This window comes from Candidatus Gorgyraea atricola, assembly GCA_030765235.1.
GTDB classification, from domain to species: Bacteria; Omnitrophota; Gorgyraeia; order Gorgyraeales; family Gorgyraeaceae; genus Gorgyraea; species Gorgyraea atricola.
In genome coordinates, this window is record JAVCCW010000029.1 from 78,091 (window position 1) to 99,272 (window position 21,182).

Here is a 21,182-nt window from a genome sequence, read left to right on the forward strand (position 1 = left end):
CCCCGAACCACTCACTTCGTTCGGGTACGGGGCACGCGGAACTTACGCGGAAGAAAAGGAGGAAAATATGTTTATAAGATTAATTTTATTGGTAGGAGTTGTTTTAATCTTTGCAGGCTGTGCGGATGTAAAAACGCCTACGGCGCAATACGCATTGACACATCCCCTTAGCACAAAGACAATGGTCGTCTCTGGTACGAGCAAGGAAGAGGTGATCGAGAAGTGGGGAGAGCCCAATGACGTAATAGACATGGGATTCGATGACACAGGACTCAAGAAAGAGGCATGGATATATGAGGCGTGGTTCCCGAACATGCCGCTTGACCACAGGCATTTCTCGAGAAGGAAGAAGATCTATTTTATAGGAGATCATGTTACAGGATATGAAGATATAGAAGACGTAAATGAGAAGGAGAAAGAATGAAGAAGCTATTATTGATAGTTTTAGTTTGTTTTTTTATTATTCCAACAGTAGTATCTGCTAAGGAATCACAGGAGGAACTTAAGACATATTTAACTCAAATGCACAGGATAGTTATGGAGGTAGAGGCAGCAATACGGATGATCAGCCTTAATCCCTTAGTAAGTGAATCTGTGACAGGGCAGATATCCAGATCTATAGAGAAGTTTGAAAACCTGAAATCACCTGTGGTTTTTTCAACAGATCATAATTCCATGCTTACTTCATTTAAACTCATAAGAGACGGACTAACGTTTATATTAAAACCTAACAAGAAACAAGAATCAGTGGATCTTGTAAAAAAAGGGGCAGATCTTCTAAGGAAGGCAGCTATGAATATAAAGACAAGGGCCGAGCAAGAAGGCCTTATACCCGAGAAGACGACTTCCACGACGTCTAAAAAAACTAGCTTACCTTCGCAGGCTCCATCAATGATCGCAGGTACACCGCCTATGCCTTCACCTCATATTGCTTCTCCTCAGATAGAGACTATACTGACAACTACTACGATTAAGCCTTCTGCCAGTATTAGTGTGTCAGATACTGCAGGTGTATCTGCTATCCCAGCTATTAAAGTAGATTCACAGGGGGGTTCGGATCAGCCTGCTGTCTTGGCTGCGATTGGTGAAATAGCATCTGTGAAGTCGCAGGAAGATTATTTTATTGTAGAAATTTTGGATAATAATGGAAATAGCTTAGAAGTTGATATCACGCCAGGGCAGTCTACTATATTAAAAAATCATATCAGCGCAAATCCTCTTGATATCACAACAGGGTCTTCTGTTCACGTGCTTTATACCCAAAAAGACAATAGAAATCTTGCAGGATTTGTCAATATTTTGGGATCTACTGATTAGATGCTGGATATTTCAAGAACCGAGAGATCTATTATTTTGGCATTTCTTGTCATGGGCCTGCTTTATGCAGGCCTTTCTTATTATGTAAAGACAAAGACTAACTCTGAGATTAAGACAGTTCACATTGACGAATCCCGCTTTTTAATCAATATCAACACAGCTGATAAATTTGAGTTAGAACGCCTTCCTGGCATAGGCCCGGTCATGGCAGGAGATATTGTAGCGTATAGAGAGACAATAGGGGAATTTACAGGCATAGAACAGCTCAAGGACATAAAAGGCATAGGTGATAAGAAGTTCGAGAAGATGAAGGAGATAGTAACTATAAATGAATAAAGGAGTTATAGATACCTTTCCTCGATGAAAAATTATTGACAAAAAGGTTTTTTTGTAGTATATTATAAATAGATTATAAATATAATTAAGAATAGTCTTGCTGCTACAGGATGAGGAGGAAAATCGTGTATAAAAAGCTAAATAAAATCATAGCTGTAATGATCTTGGCAATGTTTGTTTTTACCAACACAAGTTCTGCAGCCCTAAATGCTGGTACTCTAAGGATTCCTCTGGAGCTAAAGAGAGAAGAATTAAAACCCGATCTTGATTCTCAAACTACATATTTTCTTAATATCCTCACGGCCATAGAAAAAGTTATTGATAAGAACTCTTTCCTAAAAAAAACCATACCTGGTAATTTTATTGAGACAATAAAAAGTAATGCACAGCAGCAATCTTTTACCATTAATATGCTCAGTTTATATGTACAAAAGTATGACTGGATAATAAATGATTATATTAAACGCAAAGGGGTGGACAAACAAGTGGTACTTAATGAAGTACAAAATGATATATATAAACCAATAATCGGATGTTTAGTTAAAATATCCAAACGTATACAAAATGACGATCTCGTGCCTAATGCAGTAAGCGGGTTAAATTTATCTATGAAGGATAATTTCGAACCCGCAGTTAACATAAAGAGGGAAGCAAGACTTGAATTATTGGGTATGAAGGGTGATCCCTGGCATGATGGACATGTGTGGATGATACTGAATCTATTGGCTGATGGCGCTGATTTTGTGTCAGTTATGTTAGATAACAGCGATCCGGAACGTAAAGTTAATTTAACAGGGTTGCCTATAAGAGAAGCGGATTTCAAAGCCCTATTAAATGCAATGCAACCATTTGTCGGATATACTACTGTACAACGCGAAGATAAAAACTTATTCGCTGCTGATGCAGAAACCATATTTCCTGGATTGATCTATTTAAGGCGTAAAATTGCAGAGCTCATTAGAAATGGCTATAATGCAGGATTTGACCATTTTAACTGGTTAAACACTAAGCATGAATATGTTCAACTCGATGTCCCATCCAAACTATGTCATGTCGTAACTAAACTTTTCAATTTGGGAATTAATGCAAAAATTAATGTTAGATTTCATCATCGCGAAGGCGATAAAGTGGATGATCCTGAAATTATGGGAAAAGATAGAATTTTTGCAATGGAGGCAACAGCCAATAGAAACATTATAGAATTTTTATCTGAATCTGCAGGAAAATTAGTCGAAGAAAAAATAGGTAAGGGAAAAGATGTGGCGTCATGGCAAAAGATATCTGAAGAAGTTAATTCATGGAAGGAGAGAAAGATAAAAGATCTGGAAAGTTCTTTGAATGTGTTACAAGAAAAATATTATAAAGAATGGTTTATGCAAGGGAGAGAATTACTTTCGGATCCGTCTAGAAGTCCAGATCTAAAAACATGGCTAGATAGACTTGATTTATCAATGGATTCGATGAAAGGCATGAATTCACTACAGACTCTTTTGGATTCTAAAACAGAGTCTATGCAGCAAGAGGTAATCAATGCCCTTAATCACCACATAAAGGCTCTACACATGAGCTTCGAAGTAGTTGATCAGCCAATGGATGCTTCTTCTACAGGGGTAAGAGAACGTGGCGAGAATTATGCAGTGCCGCTATCTATTGTGCCTACATTAGAAGCGTTACAACGTTATCCTGCTTATATTAAATCTGAAACAGTGGAGACTGATAAGAAAATAACAACTGATATATTGGCAGATCTGATTGATCTTGACATTTTAAGTCTTGATAGTAGCAAAGGGATAAGAAAAGGAGAAATAATAGCTCATCTTGGCAAGAGCTTACCAGATTATGTTGATATTGATGTTTTGTTGAATAAACTTAACGAGCGCCTATCAAAAGGTCAAGACAAAAGCGCATTTTTATTTGTCACAAACACAGCATATGATACTGCTTTAGAGAAGTTTCAACGTTTATTAAGTTCTGCATACGGAAATGCCCTGCATGCAGTAGATAGTTATATAGTTAAATGTATGAATGATAAAAAATTTACAGATGAATTTGCAGCAGCTCGTGAAATTCCATCAGTAGATCTGGCTATAGATAAGCTCGATTCATTACGCGATCTTCTCATTAAAAATAGAGCTGATGAAATCTGCGTAACAGCTCGTAAATCATGGAATCCTACTTCACTCATTGAGAGAGTTAAGAATATCAAAAAATCTGGAAACGAAATAGGCAATAAGATATAATAGAGGGTGTGAATAAGCGTCCGCTTGCTGTAATTGCGATTTTCTTTGCATTAGGTATTGTCATTGCTAAGTTTTTGCCTGATTCTGTTCTATTTCCGCATGTATTCGTAGTTAGTTTAATCTTCATTTTATCGTCTTTACTTCTCACTCTACGTAGGCCAGGTTTAAACCTGGCCTACGGTGTAGATGGGGCGAGAAGAAAAGCCTCAAATATCCTTTTACTTTTATCAATAGCTTCATTCGCGATGCTTCTGTATATCAATTCAAATATCTTTCCGAATAATCACATCAGCAATTTCTTAGGAGAGGAAAAACTCAAAACAGAGATAGTCGGCACTATCAAAAGCCCTGCATTGACGCGGAAGCCGTATTATGGGAAAATTAACTCGACGTATATATTCGACTTAGAAGCCATGCTGGTGAACGGTGAACGGTTTACGGTTAACGGATTAAGTCAGATAAGGATACAGACGGAAAAAGACTATCAATATGGCGATAGATTGCTTGTTAGAGGGACGATAAAAAGACCGTTCAATAGTGTCATTGCGAGCGAAGCGAAGCAATCTCAAGAAAAAGAGATTGCTTCGGCTGCTTCGCCCCGTTCCAAATCAGAGATTTGGAACGGGGCTTCGCAGCCTCGCAATGACAAGAGGAGTTTTGATTACCGAGGATTTCTCGAACGACAAAACATCTTTGCCCTTATAAACACAAGAGAGAATAATATTACTGTCCTATCTCACGATTACAAATCAAATCCTATCCTGAGATATGCGTATTTACTCCGCGACAAACTGAAAAATCAAATCATTGATAAGATGCCTTTGGATAGCGGCGCTTTTTTAAGGGCGATTCTTCTGGGAGATCGCTCAGAATTGCCAAAACATGTTCGGGATTCATTTAAAAACTCAGGTACTATACATGTCCTGGCAATAAGCGGTCTGCATATTGGGATTATTGCGCTTATGATCCTTTATCTTTTTAGGCTCTTGAGGGTCAGGAGGGAATTTTCTTACGGATTAACAATAATATTTTTGATATTTTTTGCGCTTCTTACGCTTTCAAGGCCATCAGTAGTAAGGGCAGTGGTTATGGCATCTATATTTCTTATAGGTATGCTTTTGGGGAAAAAGGTGGATGTGTATAATTCTTTGGGCGCAGCAGCGCTTTTTATATTGGTCAGGAATCCTAAGGATATTTCCAATATCGGGTTCCAGCTTTCTTTTGCGGCCGTTCTTTCTATATTGTTCTTTACGCCCAAATTCATGAGGCTTGTGAAGGAGGGGACGAATTTCTATATAAAGAGATTCTTGTATACACCTCTGGCAGTCTCAATATCAGCGTGGGCTGCAACAGCTCCTTTAATATGGTATTACTTCAAGATCACGACACCCATTGCCATTATCGCTAATCTCTTTATAATACCTGGCCTTTTTGCATTATTGATAGGCGGTCTGAGTTTTCTATTGCTGGGCTGGGTACCATTTATAGGAGATCTTCTGGCAGGCCTTAATGATTTTCTGTGTCAGGTGATCTTTTTTCTCACAACCTTCTTTGCATCCTTTTAAACAGTAGGCCAGGTTTAAACCTGGCCTACACTACACTACTGAACAGGTCTAAGTTGACATTGATATTGAGGTGTGGTAAGATTTAACACATGAAGAGACTAAGTATTATAGCTTTAATATTGCTTATATATCATATATTAGTGGCGCCGGCGTTTGCCTTCTGGGTGTGGACGCCTGAGAGCGGCAAGTGGGAGAACCCTAAGTACGCGGCCAAGGATACGCCTGAGGAGCAGCTGCAGCATGCCATAGGTTTCTACGAGGTCAAGAATTACAAGCTAGCCCTAAAGGAGTTCAAGAAGTTAATAAAGTATTACTCTCTTGCTAAAGAGGCACCCTCTGCGCAGTATTATGTAGGCCGCATCATGGAAGACCTGGATAAGCCATACGATGCATTTAAGGCATATCAAAAGGTAATAGACCTTTACCCTTATACAGATTTTGTGGATGAAGTTATCGAGAGACAATTTAAGATAGGTAATATGTTTTTGGCTGGCAAAAAAGTACAGATCCTGGGACCTCTAAAGATGCCGGCCAAGGATAAGGCAATAGAGATATTCAAGGCAGTGGCTGATACTTCTCCATATGGAAAGTACGCGGACCAGGCAGTGTTTAAGACGGGGCAGGCATATAAAGACATAGCTGATTATGACAGCGCTATAATGAGCTTCAAAGAGGTCATAGATAAATATCCTAATTCTGAACTTGTTGATACAGCGAGATATCAGCTGGCAGAGTGCTCAAAGTTATTGTCGTTAAGGCCTGAATATGATCAAACGCCTACAATAGCTGCCAGGGAGGAGTTCGAAGAGTTCATAGAGAAATATCCTGAAAGTGAGATGTCAGAGGATGCCAGGGAGATAGTTGATAAACTTAGAAATAGAGAGGCAGAGAACGGGTATAAGGTAGCGCAATTTTATGAATCAAGGCGCATGAATGAGAGCGCGGTTATATATTATGAGGATATAATTAGAAGTTATCCTGATACGCAGTGGGCCAAAAAAGCCCAGGAGAGATTAAATGAGATTAAGAAGTAGTTTTTATCTCTTGTCCCTTGTCCCATGTCTCTTGTCCCTAACAAGCTGTGGCTACACCACGAAAACCACCCTTCCGAACGATATAAAAACAATTCAGGTCGCTATATTCAAAAACAAGATCGATATAACAAAAGAGGTAAGCGCAAAGGATAAGTATGAGGTCTACAGGCCAAATCTCGAAGTGGATCTCAGGGACGAGATCGTAAATAGAGTGTTTCTGGATGGACATTTAAAGGTGGCCTCAGGGAATGTCGCAAATGCTATTCTCTCAGGCGAGATCACGCAATACAGAAAAGACCCATTGAGATATCAAAATGAAGAAGTGCGTGAATACAGGATAAGCCTGGTATGTGATTTTAAATTAATAGATTCCAGGAATGGAGAAGTGTTGATAGAGGAAGATAGTATTACAGGAGATACGACTTATTTTACCACTGGCACGCTTCAGAAGAGCGAGACAGCTGCCTTAACCGATGCAATGCAGGATCTCGCTAGAAGAGTAGTTAATAGAGTAGTTGAGAACTGGTAATAAAAAATGCCCACCAAAATATTCCCCGCGTATCTTTTTCTTGGCGAAGAGGGTTTTTTAAAGCAAGAGGCGATCGAGAAACTGAAGTCGACTCTTTTGGATAAAAACACCCAGGATCTTAACTACAATACATTTTACGCTAAGGACAAGAATTTTAACGTCAGTCAGATGCTTGACGATCTTGATACCATGCCGTTTTTATCAAAGAGGAGGCTGGTGATATTAAAGGAGGCTGATTCTGTAACCGTATCCGCAAAGACATCGATCCTTTCTTATCTGGAGAGTCCGAGGGAAAGCTCTGTTTTTGTTATTGAAAGCGATCTGCCTGCAATAAAGGGTGATTTTCTTTTAAAGGCCTCAAAGGCCGCGCACCTGATCTATCACAGGAAGCTGACAGACTCTAGCATCAATACATGGCTTGTTAAAAGAGCAGGCCTTGCCGGCAAAAAGATCTCCACAGAGGCCATTGACGCAATAAAAGAAAACCTGCCGAATGATCTCAGGGTGATCTCTTCCAATATGGATAACATAATCCTCTATGTTGGCAAGAGGCCATTGATAAAAAAGCAGGATATTGAGAATATTGTAGGAGTGAGCCCTTCGCATACTGCCTTTGATCTTATAGATGCTATAGGAGAGAAGGATGCTAAAAGAGCGCTGCGTATATTTTCTACTCTTAAGAGAGACAAGAAAAGGGAAACAGAGCTTTTAGGGCTTTTGGCATGGAATGCGAGGATGCTTTTAAGGATAAAGGAGCTTTTCAGGATCAAGAATAATATGGAGATGCGTCAGGATCTTGACCTGAGCCCAAGGGTATTTGAGAGGATCCTGCGTCACGCGTCTATGCTGAAGAAAAAAGAGATCCTCGCGCTGCTGGACGAGATACTCCGCTCAGACCTTGCTATAAAAACAGGCACTTCTCCTGGCGCTGTGATAGAGAGATTAATCGTAAGGATGTGTATCTAACTTTACTTGGCAAGGCTGGACCTCGGCTTTTTTTAAAAAAAGCCGAGGTCCAGCCTTGCCAAGTAAAGTTAAGCGGTTTTTAGCTTTTTTGAGAGACGGGCAATTTTGCGCGAGGCAGTGTTCTTGTGGATAATGCCTTTTGAACTTGCCCTGTCGAGCGTTGAGATGAGGACATTGAGCTGTTTCTTTGCCTCATCCAGTTTTTTTGCAGACACAAGATCTATAAATTTCTTTGTCTCAGTCTTTAAAAGAGACTTTATAGACAGATTCCGCGCGGTCCTTCTTTTGGTTACCTTGATACTCTTGTAAGCAGCATGTAGTATTGGCATCATTTCTCCTTTTTAGTGTAAGATAAGATAACATAATAGGACGCATATGTCAACGAAAAAGCATATACTTAAATCAGCCGGGATCATAGGGTTTGCTACTGTGGTGAGCCGCGTGCTGGGGTTTGCGCGCGATATCTTGATCGCGCGATTCTTTGGCACCGGTAAATTTGCTCAAGCCTTTGTGGTGGCATTCCGCATACCAAATATGCTGAGGGATCTCATAGGCGAGGGAGCGACTAACGCGGCTGTAGTTCCGGTCTTGAGTGAGTATTCTGAGACAAAAAAGAAAGAGGAATTCTGGCATCTGGCCAATGTATTGCTGAACGTGGTCTTGATCGTGCTGACAGGTGTGACTTTGGCAGGTATTGTCTTTGCGCCAGTGATCGTGCGTCTTATAGCGCCTGGTTTTATAAGCGATCCTGAGAAGTTAAGGCTTACAGTGTATCTGACGCGTTTCATGTTTCCCTATGTATTACTCGTGGGACTCCTGGCTTACGGTATGGGCATACTTAATTCCTTGAAGCATTTCTCAGCGCCAGCGTTTGCGCCGGCGATATTGAACCTGACGATAATAATATGTGTGCTCGTGAGACAGGGAAGTGTTTCAGCGCTTGCAACAGGTGTTTTAATAGGCGGTGTTGTGCAGATGGCTGTGCAGATACCTGTTTTATTTGCCAAAGGATTCCGTTTTAATTTTAGGAGCGGCTTTCATCACCAGGCTGTAAGAAAGATAGGCGCGCTTCTGGCTCCCAGGATACTCGGCTCGTGTGTATATCAGATAAATATTTTTGTCAATACAATGCTCGCGTCACTTTCGTCTATAGTAGGGCAGGGAGGCGTGGCAGCGCTTTATTATGCGAACAGGATCTTTCAGTTTCCGCTCGCAATATTTGGGATAGCTATTGCGCAGGCAGCATTGCCTACCATGTCCAGGGAGGCGCTTGAGCAGGGTCTTGAAAAGCTTAAAGATACACTTTCCTTTTCGCTCAGGGCAGTGAATTTTATAATGCTGCCTGCCTCTTTTGGCCTGATAGTGCTTGCCAGGCCCATAACCAGTGTATTGTTTCAAAGAGGCATGTTTGGACAATATTCAACATCCATAACTGCGGGCGCGCTCGCGTTTTATTCAATAGGACTTTTTAGTTACGCGGGGATCAAGATACTGGTGTCGTGTTTTTATTCGCTGAAGGATACATTTACGCCTGTAAAGATCGCGAGTGTATCTTTGGTGTTAAATGTCGTGCTGGGAGTAATGCTTATGTTTTTTTTAAAGATAAGCGGCCTTGCGCTCGCCACTGCTATATCGGGGATATTTAATTTCTTCCTGCTGTTTTTTGCCTTAAGAAAAAAGATCGGCGCGTTTGATGATTCGAAGATAGTGACTTCATTTCTGAAGATGTTTGCATCGAGCGCAGTGATGGCAGGGTTGATATATTTTAGCGCGTTCCGGATGGGGCTGAATCTTTTTATTGTCATATTAATAGGTATAGTGAGTTATATGTTAGCCGCGTTTGTATTTCGCGTGAAAGAGACAAGGGAGTTTTTGAAATGGGCCTTAAGGAGAAATTAAAAAAGATACCGCGCTCGCCTGGTATTTACATGATGAAGGATGCCGGGGGTGAGGTGCTCTATATAGGTAAGGCAAAGGATCTTTCGAAAAGGGTCGCAAGTTATTTTCAGAAGAATCGGCCTGTGACTGCGAGGCGGATGCATTTATTGGAACGCGTGAAGGACCTGGATTATATAACTACGACTTCTGAAGAAGAGGCGCTTATCTATGAGTCGAATCTCATAAAGGAGAAAAAGCCGAAGTATAATGTGGACCTCAAGGACGACAAGAGTTTTCCTTTTTTGAAATTGACATCGGGTGAGCGGTTTCCGCGACTTGTTATTACGCGGAAAAAGAGTGACGATGGCTCGAGATATTTTGGGCCGTACACGCGCGTGAAGCTTTTGCGCAAGGCGATTGCGGTAATGAAGGCCATCTTCCCTCTACGCACGTGCAAGAAGATGCCGGATCACGTGTGCCTGTCATATCATATTGGCCAGTGCGCAGGACCGTGCGTTAAAAAAGTCAGCGAAAAGGAGTATGGCGAGATCGTGAGGCAGCTTGTATTGTTTCTAGAAGGAAAAAAGGCGACACTTTTAAGAGAATTGGAGCAAAGAATGGGGGACGCAGCAAAGAATGAGAGATTCGAGGATGCGTGCATGATCCGCGACAGGATCGCAGCGCTTTCAGAGGTGCCTGGAAAAAAGTTCAGGGAATATAGCGGGTATGGCGATGTCGCGGTAAAGCTAAAAAGGCTTTTGCGGCTGCCGAGACTGCCTTTAAAGGTCGAGGCGTTTGACGTGTCAAATATATCAGGCCAGGAGGCCACAGGGTCGATGGTATATTTCAAGAATGGCAAGCCTGATAAATCAAATTACAGGAAATTCAAGATAAAAAGCGTAAAGGACATAGACGACTATGCAATGATCCAGGAAATCGTGAGACGCAGGTACAAGCGGCTCAAGGAGGAAGACAAGGAGTTTCCCGATCTTATCATAATAGACGGGGGCAAGGGTCATTTACAGGCGGCATACAGGGAGCTCATGAAGCTGAATCTCAGGTATGTACCTATAATATCCATTGCAAAGAAACAGGAAAAGATATACACGCTTGGCGCTAAAAGCCCGTTGGATGTGAACAGGGACTCGCAGATCGTGCACTTTATCCAGCAGATCCGTGACGAAGCCCACCGCTTCGCGCTCAAGTATCACCACAAGCTGCGGGATAGGAAAGCAAGCCTCTAACTTTACACTTTTGTGATACACAGAAAAGTGTAAAGTAGTAAAGTAGGCCAGGTTTAAACCTGGCCTACTGCTACTGCTCGGGGTGGTTAGGTGATATGAAAGCGTTGACTTTGTTCGAGAAAAAGGTATATACTGTTGTGAAAAGAAAATATCAGACATAGAATATGATAGCAGAGATAAAAGAAAAATTAAAAAAATTAGATAAGAAACTTTCAGAGCTAAAGGCATACCTTGCGATTGACAAGAACGAAGTCTCGCTAAAAAAGCTCGAGGCAAAGATGACTGAGCAGGGGTTCTGGGATAACCAGGAAAAGGCGCGCCCGGTGATCCAGGAACTTAAGAAGGTGCGGGCGATCGTCGATCCCTATTTTGAATGCAGGAAAGAATTTGATGAATTGAGCGAATTGATAGTGCTGGTGGATAGCGACGATAAGAACTCTATTAATGAAATAAAGGAGTCGCTGGCCAAGCTGGAAAGAGACATTGATAAACTGGAATTCAAGTCTCTTATGAGCGGGCCGCACGATAGTAGCAACGCGATCCTTAGCATACACGCTGGCGCAGGCGGCACAGAATCATGCGACTGGGCGAACATGCTTCTTAGGATGTATTCGATGTGGGCCGAGGCAAACAAATACAAGACGCAGATAATTGACATGCTGTCTGGAGAAGAAGCAGGTGTTAAGAGCGCGGTGATGATCGTCTCGGGTCTTCATGCATTTGGTTACCTTAAATCAGAAAGAGGTGTGCACAGGCTTGTGAGGATCTCGCCATTTGACGCAAATAAAAGACGGCATACATCTTTTGCATCCGTAGATGTTATAGCTGAGCTCGAGGACGATATAGAGGTAGATATAAAGGAGTCAGAACTCAGGATCGATACATATCGTTCGAGCGGCGCAGGCGGCCAGCATGTGAATGTAACTGACTCCGCGGTTAGGATCACGCATTTACCAACGAATATTGTAGTGCAATGCCAGAACGAGCGCTCGCAGCACAAGAACAAGGCCATGGCCATGAAGGTCTTGAAGTCCAGGATCTATGAGGTAAAATTAGAAGAAAAGAAAAAAGAAATGGAAAAGGAGTATTCCAAGAAGCAGAAGATAGAATGGGGCAGTCAGATCAGATCGTACGTGATGCATCCATATTCAATGGTCAAGGATCACAGGACTGCTCACGAAACATCGAATGTCAATGCAGTGATGAACGGCAAGCTGGATGGCTTTATCGAAGCGTTCCTGAAATGGAGAGCTAAAAAGTAATATGGCTAACTGGATATTAAATAAAATCATCGGGTCGCAAAATCAGCGGGAGATCAAGAAGCTGCAGCCGCTCGTGGATAAGATAAATTCTTTAGAGCCAGAGGTGCAGAAGCTTAGCGACGCTGAACTGCGCCAAAAAACAGACGAGTTTCGAAATCGCGTTTCAAACGGCGCAAAACTCGACGAGATCCTACCTGAGGCATTTGCAGTAGTGCGCGAGGTCAGTCAGCGCACCATAGGCATGCGGCATTTTGATGTGCAGCTTATGGGTGGCGTAGCGCTTCATCAGGGAAAGATCGCTGAGATGACAACAGGTGAAGGAAAAACTCTTGTCGCGACATTGCCAGCATATCTGAACGCGCTGAGCGGCAAAGGCGTCCACATCATCACTGTGAATGATTATCTTGCCCGTCGCGACAGAGAATGGATGGGGCCAGTGTATGAGTTTCTTGGGCTTAGCGTAGGCGTTATCCAGCACGACATGGACCCTGAGGCAAAACAGATCTCTTACAGAAGTGACATCGCCTATGGCACGAACAATGAATTTGGTTTTGATTATCTCAGGGATAACATGGTTGCGCGCGCTGAAAACATGGTGCAGGGTGAGCTAAATTACGCGATCGTCGACGAGGTGGATAGCATCCTAATAGATGAGGCGCGCACCCCGCTTATCATCTCAGGCCCGTCAGAAGAATCCACAGATAAATATTATACCTGCAATAAAATAGTGCCGAGTCTAAAAGGCCGCATAATCCTGGAAAAAGACGAGATCGACGCGAAATTCAAAGGCATAGACCTTTCAACAGGCTATGACTATATCGTGGACGAAAAGGCGCACACCGCGCATCTTACAGAAGATGGCGAGGCAAAGGTCGCTGAGATGCTCGGCATAACCAACATGCACGATATGTCCACCATGGAATACCGTCACCACATAATCCAGGCATTAAAGGCGCATAATCTTTTTGAAAAAGACGTGGACTATGTAGTGAAAGAAGGAGGGGTGCTCATAGTCGACGAATTTACTGGCAGGCTTATGCCTGGCAGGCGCTGGTCAGATGGCCTGCACCAGGCAGTAGAGGCAAAAGAGGGCCTGAAGATAGAAAGAGAAAACCAGACACTCGCCACCATTACATTTCAAAATTATTTCAGGATGTACAAAAAGCTCGCTGGCATGACTGGCACCGCGATGACAGAGGCGCAGGAATTCAGCCACATCTATAAATTAGACACAATAGCAGTGCCTACGAATAAGACATTGATAAGGACGCATTATCCAGATGTCATCTATAAAACAGAAAAAGAAAAATTCAACGCAGTCTGCAATGAGATCGAAGAACTTTACAAAAAAGGCCGCCCGATCCTCGTCGGTACTATTTCAATAGAAAAGTCAGAACGCCTGGGCTCGATGCTCAAGCGCCGCAACATCCCGCATAATGTCCTGAATGCGAAATATCACGAGATGGAGGCAGTCATTATCGCGCAGGCAGGCAGGCTCAGGGCAGTCACGATCGCCACAAACATGGCTGGCCGCGGCACAGATATTTTGCTCGGCGGCAATCCTGAATCCACGGTGAGTGACTGGCTAAAGGCAAAAGGCCTGGGCCCGAAGAATGTGACTGAGGATGAAGTAAAAGGTATGCTGAGCGAGGCAAAAGAAAAGGTAAAGAAAGAACATGAAGAGGTTGTCTCACTTGACGGCCTGCATATAATCGGTACAGAACGCCACGAATCCCGTCGCGTAGATAATCAGTTGCGCGGACGTTCAGGCAGGCAGGGCGATCCTGGCTCGTCGAAGTTTTACATATCTTTAGAGGATGACCTGATGCGGCTCTTTGGCTCTGGCAGGATCTCAGCTATATATGAGAAGCTCGGCATAGAAGAGGGTCAGGATATACAGCACCCTCTTGTCTCACGCGCCATCGAGGTCGCGCAGAAAAGAGTGGAACAGCATAACTTTGACATACGAAAACACGTGCTCGAATATGACAATGTGATGAATAAGCAAAGAGAGGTCATATACGAGGAGCGGCGCAAGGTCTTAGCAGGTGAAAATATAAAACAGCATCTCCATGAGATCATAAAGGAAGTCATTGATAGCGCAATGGGCCTTTATTTCAATGCTGAGGCGCATAAGAGTGACTGGCAGTATGCTGAGTTTTGCGAATGGTTCCGGTCAAAGTTTAATATCAGACTTCAGAATATAGAAGACATGGTCGAAGGCAAAGATAGCGACACAATTCTTAATGAACTGAGCACAATGGTAAAATCCGCGTACGAAGAAAAAGAAAAAAAGATGGCGCCAGGGCTCTTGAGACATATCGAAAAGATGCTCATGCTCCAGGTCATTGATACAAAATGGAAAGATCATCTTCATGCAATGGATAATCTGCGAGAAGGGATCGGCTTGCGCGCATATGGACAGCGTGATCCATTAGTGGAATATCAGCATGAAGGGTATGATATGTTTATGAGCATGATAGATTCTATCAAGGATGAGACATTGGAATTTTTGTTCAAGGTCCAGGCTGTGCGCGAAGATACTTCTTCGCGAGGTGTGTTCCAGTCGCTCCCACAGCAGTTCGTACATGATGAGATCGCTCCTATGTCAGGGCCTCCTCCTTCACAGCCACCGCGAGATCTACCAGAGCCGCCTACTCAGCATAAAAGAGAAGAGCCTAAGGTCGGCAGAAATGACCCATGCCCATGCCATAGCGGCAGGAAGTATAAGAAGTGTTGTGGGAAATGAGGTATAGTTGTGAGTTATGGGGGTGTGTTGTGAGTTATGTGTCGAGTTATGAGTTGTGGGTTGTGAGTAAAAAAACACACAACTCATCCCCACAACCCGACCCACAACCCATAACCCATCCTCACTCTCACAACAACTAGTTATATGCTACTCACCATCATCTCTGCCATACTACTAATACTCGCCTTCCCAAACTTTAATCAGAGTTATTTTGTTTTTATAGGTTTTGTCCCGCTCCTTTTTGCAATACAGAAAAAGTCGGCAAAAAAGGCATTTTGGAATTCGTACCTGTGCGGGTTTTTATTTTACCTCGGTGTCTTATACTGGCTTTACCATGTGACAGGTGTTGGACTTATTATTCTTTGTCTCTATCTTGCGCTGTATTTCGGGATCTTTGGATTTTTATTCAATCGCGCCACCTATTATACTTCAGGTTTCAGCCTTTTATTTATACCGCTAATATGGATTTTTCTTGAATATGTACAGTCTCATCTTTTTTCAGGTTTTGGCTGGGCCTTGCTGGGCTATTCGCAATACAAGAAGCTGCATCTAATCCAGATCGCGGATTTTGCAGGAGTCTATGGTGTTTCATTTCTTGTGATGATGGTGAATGTCGCAGTCTATAAGTTTTTCAAGAGATCAGCAAAACATCTTGTGATATCTGCTTTGGTTCTGGCAATGGTATTTTGGTATGGGAAAATGAGGGAGAATGAGGGGGAATGGGGGGATGGTCTTAAAGTATCAGTTATACAGGGAAACATTCCGCAGGAGATTAAATGGGATCCTTTTGCGAGTGACGAGATAATGAAGTCATATTTTAATCTAACCAGGCTCGCAGCATTTGACGAACCTGATTTAATAATCTGGCCTGAGACGTCTTTCCCTGGATTTTTTATAAGCGATGAGGAAAAAACCAAACAGGTCCTTGATCTGGCAAGAAAGATACAGATCCCGCTTTTAATAGGAGCAAATACTGTAGATGGTTTGGATATTTTAAATAGCGCAGTGCTTATCTCAAAAAAAGGCGAAGTGATAGACAAATACGATAAGCTCCACCTTGTGCCTTTTGGCGAATTCGTGCCATTTGGAGACAAAATCCCTTTTTTGCATAGACTGGTGCTCGGCGAACTGGGTCATTTTACAGCAGGAGAAGAGTACAGGATATTTAAGATCGAATACCCTTCTCCGCAGAAAATCTTTGATTTTAGTACAGGCGAACAGCAAGCCGCAAACATCGAGCATAGATTTGCTACGCTGATCTGCTTCGAGGACATCTTTCCTGGCATTGCCAAGCGGTTTGTCCAGAAAGGCGCGCAGTTTCTAGTGGTAATCACGAACGATGCCTGGTATGGCAAAAGCGGCGCACCTTATCAACACACAGCCTGCTCAGTCTTCCGCGCAATCGAGAACCGCGTCCCAATCGTACGCTGCGCCAACACAGGCTTTTCCTGCTTCATAGACCCCTACGGCCGCATCCACGACCCCATAGAAGATATATTTACCTCTAAACACAAAACCTCCACTGTTAAACTGAGATAACTTGACACTTTTCTATGTGTCACAAAAGTGTAAAGTAGGCCAGGTTTAAACCTGGCCTACCGAGGGTCACAAAAGTGTAAAGTTACTTTGACAAGGAAGGGGCTTTTTGGTATAATGGTAAGAAGTATTTAAAAGTCTTTAATTGATGATCATGAAAAAAGTAATATTGATTTTAATAATATTGTCCCTCCTGACTCAAGGGCAGAGTTTTGCCTTGAGGCCGCGTTTGCGTTTTAATGAGCCAGAAATACTTAATTCAAATAAAGAAATTAATCCTGAAGACTATGCCACAGGTGAAGAGATATCAATTACAAGTGGGCAGGTTATACCTATGCCAGACACAGACGGTATTTATGTGGTAGATTATCTACTAGAAAGATACGTTGATTCCGACGAGGCCAAGACAAGACTTTTTGCCATAGTCGAGAAAGAAGGAAAAGATATTATTGCCAAAATAATCTCCAAAGAAGATAATGGCACAATAAAACTTTGGGAAAAACATAAATTCATCAAAGGAAAATTTAAAAGTAAATACGGCAAATATGTTAGCGGCAAATGGAAACTTGTTTTCGTTAACATGGAAGCTTATATCACAGCTGAAGAAATGCCTCTTGTAAATAGATTTCCTACGTTTATTCCAAGAACCAATCAGGTACACTTACCGGATTACCTGATGAGATTATATCCCAACATCAAGAGGATGATAGTAAAAGAAAAAGGCAATATTATTACTAAAATATTCTCTAGAGAAGATGGTAAAGTGATAGTCTGGGAAAGGTATAGGTTCATTCCATGTGGGATTATAACGAGAGGCGGTGCATATTTTATTGGTAAATGGAAGCGCATTTTTTATCTAGAAAATTATACTGTCTCCAGAGAAATGCCTATTGCAGTAGTATCCCCGCGGTTGATACCAGAGGGAGAAAATAGACTCTATATACCACGTTATCTAATGGAAACCTATGTTAATCCTAACAAAGCCAAAACAAGACTTTTTGCTATGTTAAAAAAAGAAGAAGGCTATATTAACTGTAAAATAATTTCCAGAGAATCTGATGGAATAGTAAAATACTGGGGAAATCATAAGTTCATACTAGCCAAAATTAAAAAGCAGGGCGTAGAATTCGCTGGTAAATGGAAATTCGAATGGAGTAAAAGTTTTGTTGCTAAAAAGCCAAAAAGGGAAGTCGGTAAAAAAGAAGTCTCTAGAGAAAACTCTTCTAAAAAAATCTCTTTTTACCGCGAGCTCAAGAGGCAGTTGAAGATGGGAAATAAAATAAAAGACTATTACAAGAGGTTAGGGCTAGGCATATATGCCACTACTGACGAGATAAAAAGGGCATATCGCATGTTAGTAATGCAGTTTCATCCTGATCAGGGTAAAGATTCAGATGCAAAGGTCTTTAAATTGATCAAAGAGGCATATGAAGTTTTAAAGGATCCCAAAAAAAGACAAAGTTATGACCGTTTCATGAGAAATAGTTTCAAACCTACAGAGTTAAAGAAAATAAACAGTTACCTTGAGCGACCTGAGAATATAGGAGTAATTTTTCATTTTGACAAAAGGACGGGCAAGAGAGTATTCCTTATTCCGCGTAAGGTTGTAGCTAAAGCTGTAAAGATAGATGTTGATCTAATCGACTGGGCTATTGAGAAACATAACTATCAACAACATAGAAAAACTGGAGGATATTTCACCCCATTCTCCTTTCCACCTGAAAAGATGCTGAATAGTATATTAGAAACAGCAGACGCAGCACGGACAGATAATTAAAATCACACCTTAAGTCCCACCCCCGTACCAGTCGCTTCGCTCCGGTACGGGGCAAACCTATTTCTATTGACACTATAATACATATAGGATATAATTGCCCAGAAGGAAGGGGTGTATTTTTATGCAGGATGTGAATGAGTTTGTAAAGCAGCGCATTGATAAGCTTAATGCCTTGAAAGAGATAGGTGTTGAAGTATATGGCAGGCATTTTAATAAGGCGCAGGGTATTGACGAGCTTGTTAAGGGGTTTAAAGAAGGGGATAAAGTCGAGACTGCTGGTCGCATTACTGCGCTTCGGGAGCACGGGAAGAGTGCTTTTATGGATTTAAGGGATGCCAGCGGAAGAGTGCAAATCTATGTAAAAGCGAACATAATCGGAGTCGAGACATTTAATAGTATATTTAAGAAATTAGATATAGGTGATATATTAGGGGTAAAAGGCGAGTTTTTTAAGACGCGCACTGAAGAGGTTACAATAAATGCCAGTGAGATAACTGTTCTTGCTAAGGGGCTGAGGCCGCTTCCTGAGAAATGGCATGGTCTAAAGGATGTTGAGATCAGGTATCGCCAGAGATATGTAGATCTGATAGTCAATGAAGATGTGCGCAAGGTCTTTCAGCTTCGCAGTAAGATCATATCAAAGATCAGGGAGCTTCTGGATAAAAAAGGATTCTTAGAAGTAGAGACTCCTATGATGCATTCGCTCGCAGGCGGCGCAGCAGGTGAGCCATTTAAGACGCACCATAAGGCTTTGGATACTGATTTATATTTGAGACTGGCGCCGGAATTACATTTAAAGAGATTGCTGGTGGGCGGTTTTGATAAGGTCTATGAACTCAATAGAAACTTCAGGAACGAGGGCATCTCTATCAGGCACAATCCTGAGTTTACAATGGTTGAGATCTACCAGGCTTATTCTGACTGCGAAGGCATGATGCGGCTTACAGAAGAGATATTGAGCTTTGCCGCAAAAGAGGCTTTGGGGAGTCTAAAGATTAAATTTAAAGATCAGGAGATCGATCTATCGACGCCATGGCCCAGGTGGTCTTTTGCCAGCGAGATCAAAAAGAAGTTTGATATAAATCCTGATGATCCTGCTGAAGAATGGATCAAGAAGCTCAAGAAAAAAGGCATGAATTTCAAGGGAAAGGATGTTACTCGCTCGCAGATCGTAAATATAATTTCAGAGATGCTCGAGCCCGAGACAAAGGATAAGCCGATGTTTGTCGTGGATCTATTTGCTGAGCTGTGCCCATTGGCAAAGAAGCAAAAGGATAATCCGTTACTGACTGACAGGTTTGAGCTTTTTATGGGCGGCATGGAAATAGCGAATGCATATTCAGAGCTGAATGACCCGATCGAACAGGAAAAGAGATTCAAGGAACAGCTTGTGGGACAGGAAGGCACTAAGAAGATCGACGAGGACTTTGTCAGGGCCTTGGAATACGGCATGCCGCCAGCAGGCGGCCTGGGCATAGGCATAGACAGGCTCGTGATGTTACTCGCGAACCAGCCGTCGATCAGGGATGTCATATTGTTTCCGCAACTTAAGCCGGAGAAATAACTTGGTAGAAGCGTGGATCAGTTTTAGATATTTGGTTTCAAAGCGCAGGGAGAAGTTTATCTCCATTATTAGTCTTATCTCGATAATGGGTGTGGCTGTTGGTGTGATGGCGCTTATTGTGGTGCTGGCTGTTATGAGCGGGTTTGACAATGATCTGCGCGAGAAGATCGTGGGCACGAATTCGCATATTGTAATAGAGAAAGACGGCGGGATCGCGAATTATAACCAACTTGTAGATGAAATAAACAAGATGCCGCATGTAGTAGCTAGCGCGCCTTTTGTAAATGGCCAGGCGCTTATCAGGCAAAAAGATAAAGTCACTGGTGTGATCTTTAGAGGCATAGACCCTGAGAGAGAAAAACATGTAACTAATATAGGAAAGTATTTAGTCGTAGGTACGCTTGAGTTAGATAAAGACAGTGTAGTAATTGGCAGGGAGCTTGCGTGGAGATTAAACTTAAGTATAGGCGATGAGATTTCTCTTGTTTCAGCTGCTACGCCAAAGCCGACACCTTTTAAAATAGCAGGCATATTTAACTCAGGCATGTTTGACTATGACATGAATCTGGTTTTTACAAGCATTGAAGGCGCTCAGGAGTTTTACGCAGTTGAAGGATTGGCAGGCGGCATAGGCGTAAAGGTTGATGATCTACACAAGGCTGATGCGATACGAGACCAGATCCAGGAAGCGATCGGGTTTGGCTATTGGGCAAGGAGCTGGTCAGATCTAAACAAGAATCTTTTCAGCGCATTGAAGCTAGAAAAGATAACCATGTTTATAATACTTGCATTAATCGTGCTTGTCGCGTGTTTTAATATAATAAGCACTCTCATCATGATGGTAATGGAGAAGACAAAAGACATTGGCATATTAAAATCCATAGGCGCAACAAATGCCAAGATAAGAAACATCTTTATGCTGAATGGATTTTTCATAGGATTTACAGGCACAGCACTTGGCGCAGCAGGTGGATTTATCCTGTGTTATTTGCTTAAGACGTACGAGTTTGTAAAATTACCAAGAGACATTTACTATATAGATAAGCTTCCTGTGAATTTAAATTTAGCGGACGCAGGGACTGTGATCATAGCAGCAATTGCAATAAGCCTGATCTCCACCTTGTACCCTGCATGGCAGGCAGCGAGGATGGAACCAGTAGAGGCGCTTAGGTACGAGTAATCCGA

The 21,182-nt window shown here is 42.2% G+C and carries 17 protein-coding genes; 16 read left to right on the forward strand and 1 reads right to left on the reverse strand.

All coding sequences use genetic code 11. The annotated features are described in order from the left end of the window. Positions 1–67: 67 nt before the first annotated feature. From P9L93_05950 to holA, 8 genes are all read left to right on the forward strand, one after another. Positions 68–424, forward strand: coding sequence for a hypothetical protein (locus tag P9L93_05950; GenBank protein MDP8230628.1), 357 nt, complete (start codon positions 68–70; stop codon positions 422–424). Beyond that, positions 421–1,317, forward strand: coding sequence for a hypothetical protein (locus P9L93_05955; GenBank protein MDP8230629.1), 897 nt, complete (start codon positions 421–423; stop codon positions 1,315–1,317). The genes P9L93_05950 and P9L93_05955 overlap by 4 nt, the downstream gene beginning before the upstream one ends. Further along, the gene (locus P9L93_05960) at positions 1,318–1,653 is read left to right on the forward strand and encodes a helix-hairpin-helix domain-containing protein (protein MDP8230630.1); all 336 of its coding nucleotides are present in this window, start codon (positions 1,318–1,320) and stop codon (positions 1,651–1,653) included. It begins immediately after the preceding gene. Between the two features lie 125 nt (positions 1,654–1,778). After that, positions 1,779–3,893, forward strand: coding sequence for a hypothetical protein (locus P9L93_05965; protein MDP8230631.1), 2,115 nt, complete (start codon positions 1,779–1,781; stop codon positions 3,891–3,893). A gap of 8 nt (positions 3,894–3,901) precedes the next feature. After that, positions 3,902–5,458 (forward strand): ComEC/Rec2 family competence protein, encoded by a 1,557-nt coding sequence (locus P9L93_05970; GenBank protein ID MDP8230632.1) that lies wholly within the window; start codon positions 3,902–3,904, stop codon positions 5,456–5,458. 89 nt (positions 5,459–5,547) lie between these two features. Then, positions 5,548–6,492 carry an outer membrane protein assembly factor BamD gene (bamD, locus tag P9L93_05975; protein MDP8230633.1) on the forward strand — a complete coding sequence of 315 codons (945 nt, stop codon included), beginning with the start codon at positions 5,548–5,550 and terminating at the stop codon, positions 6,490–6,492. After that, entirely contained in the window at positions 6,476–7,021 is a 546-nt protein-coding gene (gene lptE / locus P9L93_05980; protein ID MDP8230634.1) for an LPS assembly lipoprotein LptE, read from the forward strand. Before bamD ends, lptE begins: the two co-directional genes overlap by 17 nt. A gap of 6 nt (positions 7,022–7,027) precedes the next feature. Continuing rightward, positions 7,028–7,987, forward strand: coding sequence for a DNA polymerase III subunit delta (gene holA, locus P9L93_05985; GenBank protein MDP8230635.1), 960 nt, complete (start codon positions 7,028–7,030; stop codon positions 7,985–7,987). 68 nt (positions 7,988–8,055) lie between these two features. Here the strand turns inward: holA and rpsT are convergent, their stop codons facing one another. Continuing rightward, positions 8,056–8,319, reverse strand: a complete 264-nt coding sequence (gene rpsT, locus P9L93_05990; protein ID MDP8230636.1) for a 30S ribosomal protein S20 — start codon at positions 8,317–8,319, stop codon at positions 8,056–8,058. Between the two features lie 43 nt (positions 8,320–8,362). On the opposite strand from rpsT, the gene murJ reads away from it, so the two are divergent. The 8 genes from murJ to P9L93_06030 all read left to right on the forward strand — a co-directional run bounded on the left by murJ (position 8,363) and on the right by P9L93_06030 (position 21,177). Continuing rightward, positions 8,363–9,886: a murein biosynthesis integral membrane protein MurJ gene (gene murJ, locus P9L93_05995; protein MDP8230637.1), complete on the forward strand. Its 1,524-nt coding sequence runs from the start codon at positions 8,363–8,365 to the stop codon at positions 9,884–9,886. Beyond that, entirely contained in the window at positions 9,865–11,109 is a 1,245-nt protein-coding gene (gene uvrC, locus P9L93_06000) for an excinuclease ABC subunit UvrC (GenBank protein MDP8230638.1), read from the forward strand. The genes murJ and uvrC overlap by 22 nt, the downstream gene beginning before the upstream one ends. A 164-nt stretch (positions 11,110–11,273) precedes the next feature. Further along, a complete protein-coding gene (gene prfB / locus P9L93_06005; GenBank protein MDP8230639.1) occupies positions 11,274–12,371 on the forward strand; it encodes a peptide chain release factor 2 in 1,098 nt (365 codons plus the stop codon). A gap of 1 nt (position 12,372) precedes the next feature. Further along, positions 12,373–15,120 (forward strand): preprotein translocase subunit SecA, encoded by a 2,748-nt coding sequence (gene secA / locus P9L93_06010; GenBank protein MDP8230640.1) that lies wholly within the window; start codon positions 12,373–12,375, stop codon positions 15,118–15,120. A gap of 144 nt (positions 15,121–15,264) precedes the next feature. Then, a complete protein-coding gene (gene lnt / locus P9L93_06015; GenBank protein ID MDP8230641.1) occupies positions 15,265–16,659 on the forward strand; it encodes an apolipoprotein N-acyltransferase in 1,395 nt (464 codons plus the stop codon). 151 nt (positions 16,660–16,810) lie between these two features. Further along, the gene (locus tag P9L93_06020) at positions 16,811–18,433 is read left to right on the forward strand and encodes a DnaJ domain-containing protein (GenBank protein MDP8230642.1); all 1,623 of its coding nucleotides are present in this window, start codon (positions 16,811–16,813) and stop codon (positions 18,431–18,433) included. Between the two features lie 121 nt (positions 18,434–18,554). Further along, positions 18,555–19,997, forward strand: a complete 1,443-nt coding sequence (gene lysS / locus P9L93_06025) for a lysine--tRNA ligase (protein ID MDP8230643.1) — start codon at positions 18,555–18,557, stop codon at positions 19,995–19,997. A 1-nt stretch (position 19,998) separates the two neighbouring features. Continuing rightward, positions 19,999–21,177, forward strand: coding sequence for a lipoprotein-releasing ABC transporter permease subunit (locus P9L93_06030; protein MDP8230644.1), 1,179 nt, complete (start codon positions 19,999–20,001; stop codon positions 21,175–21,177). Positions 21,178–21,182 lie beyond the last annotated feature (5 nt).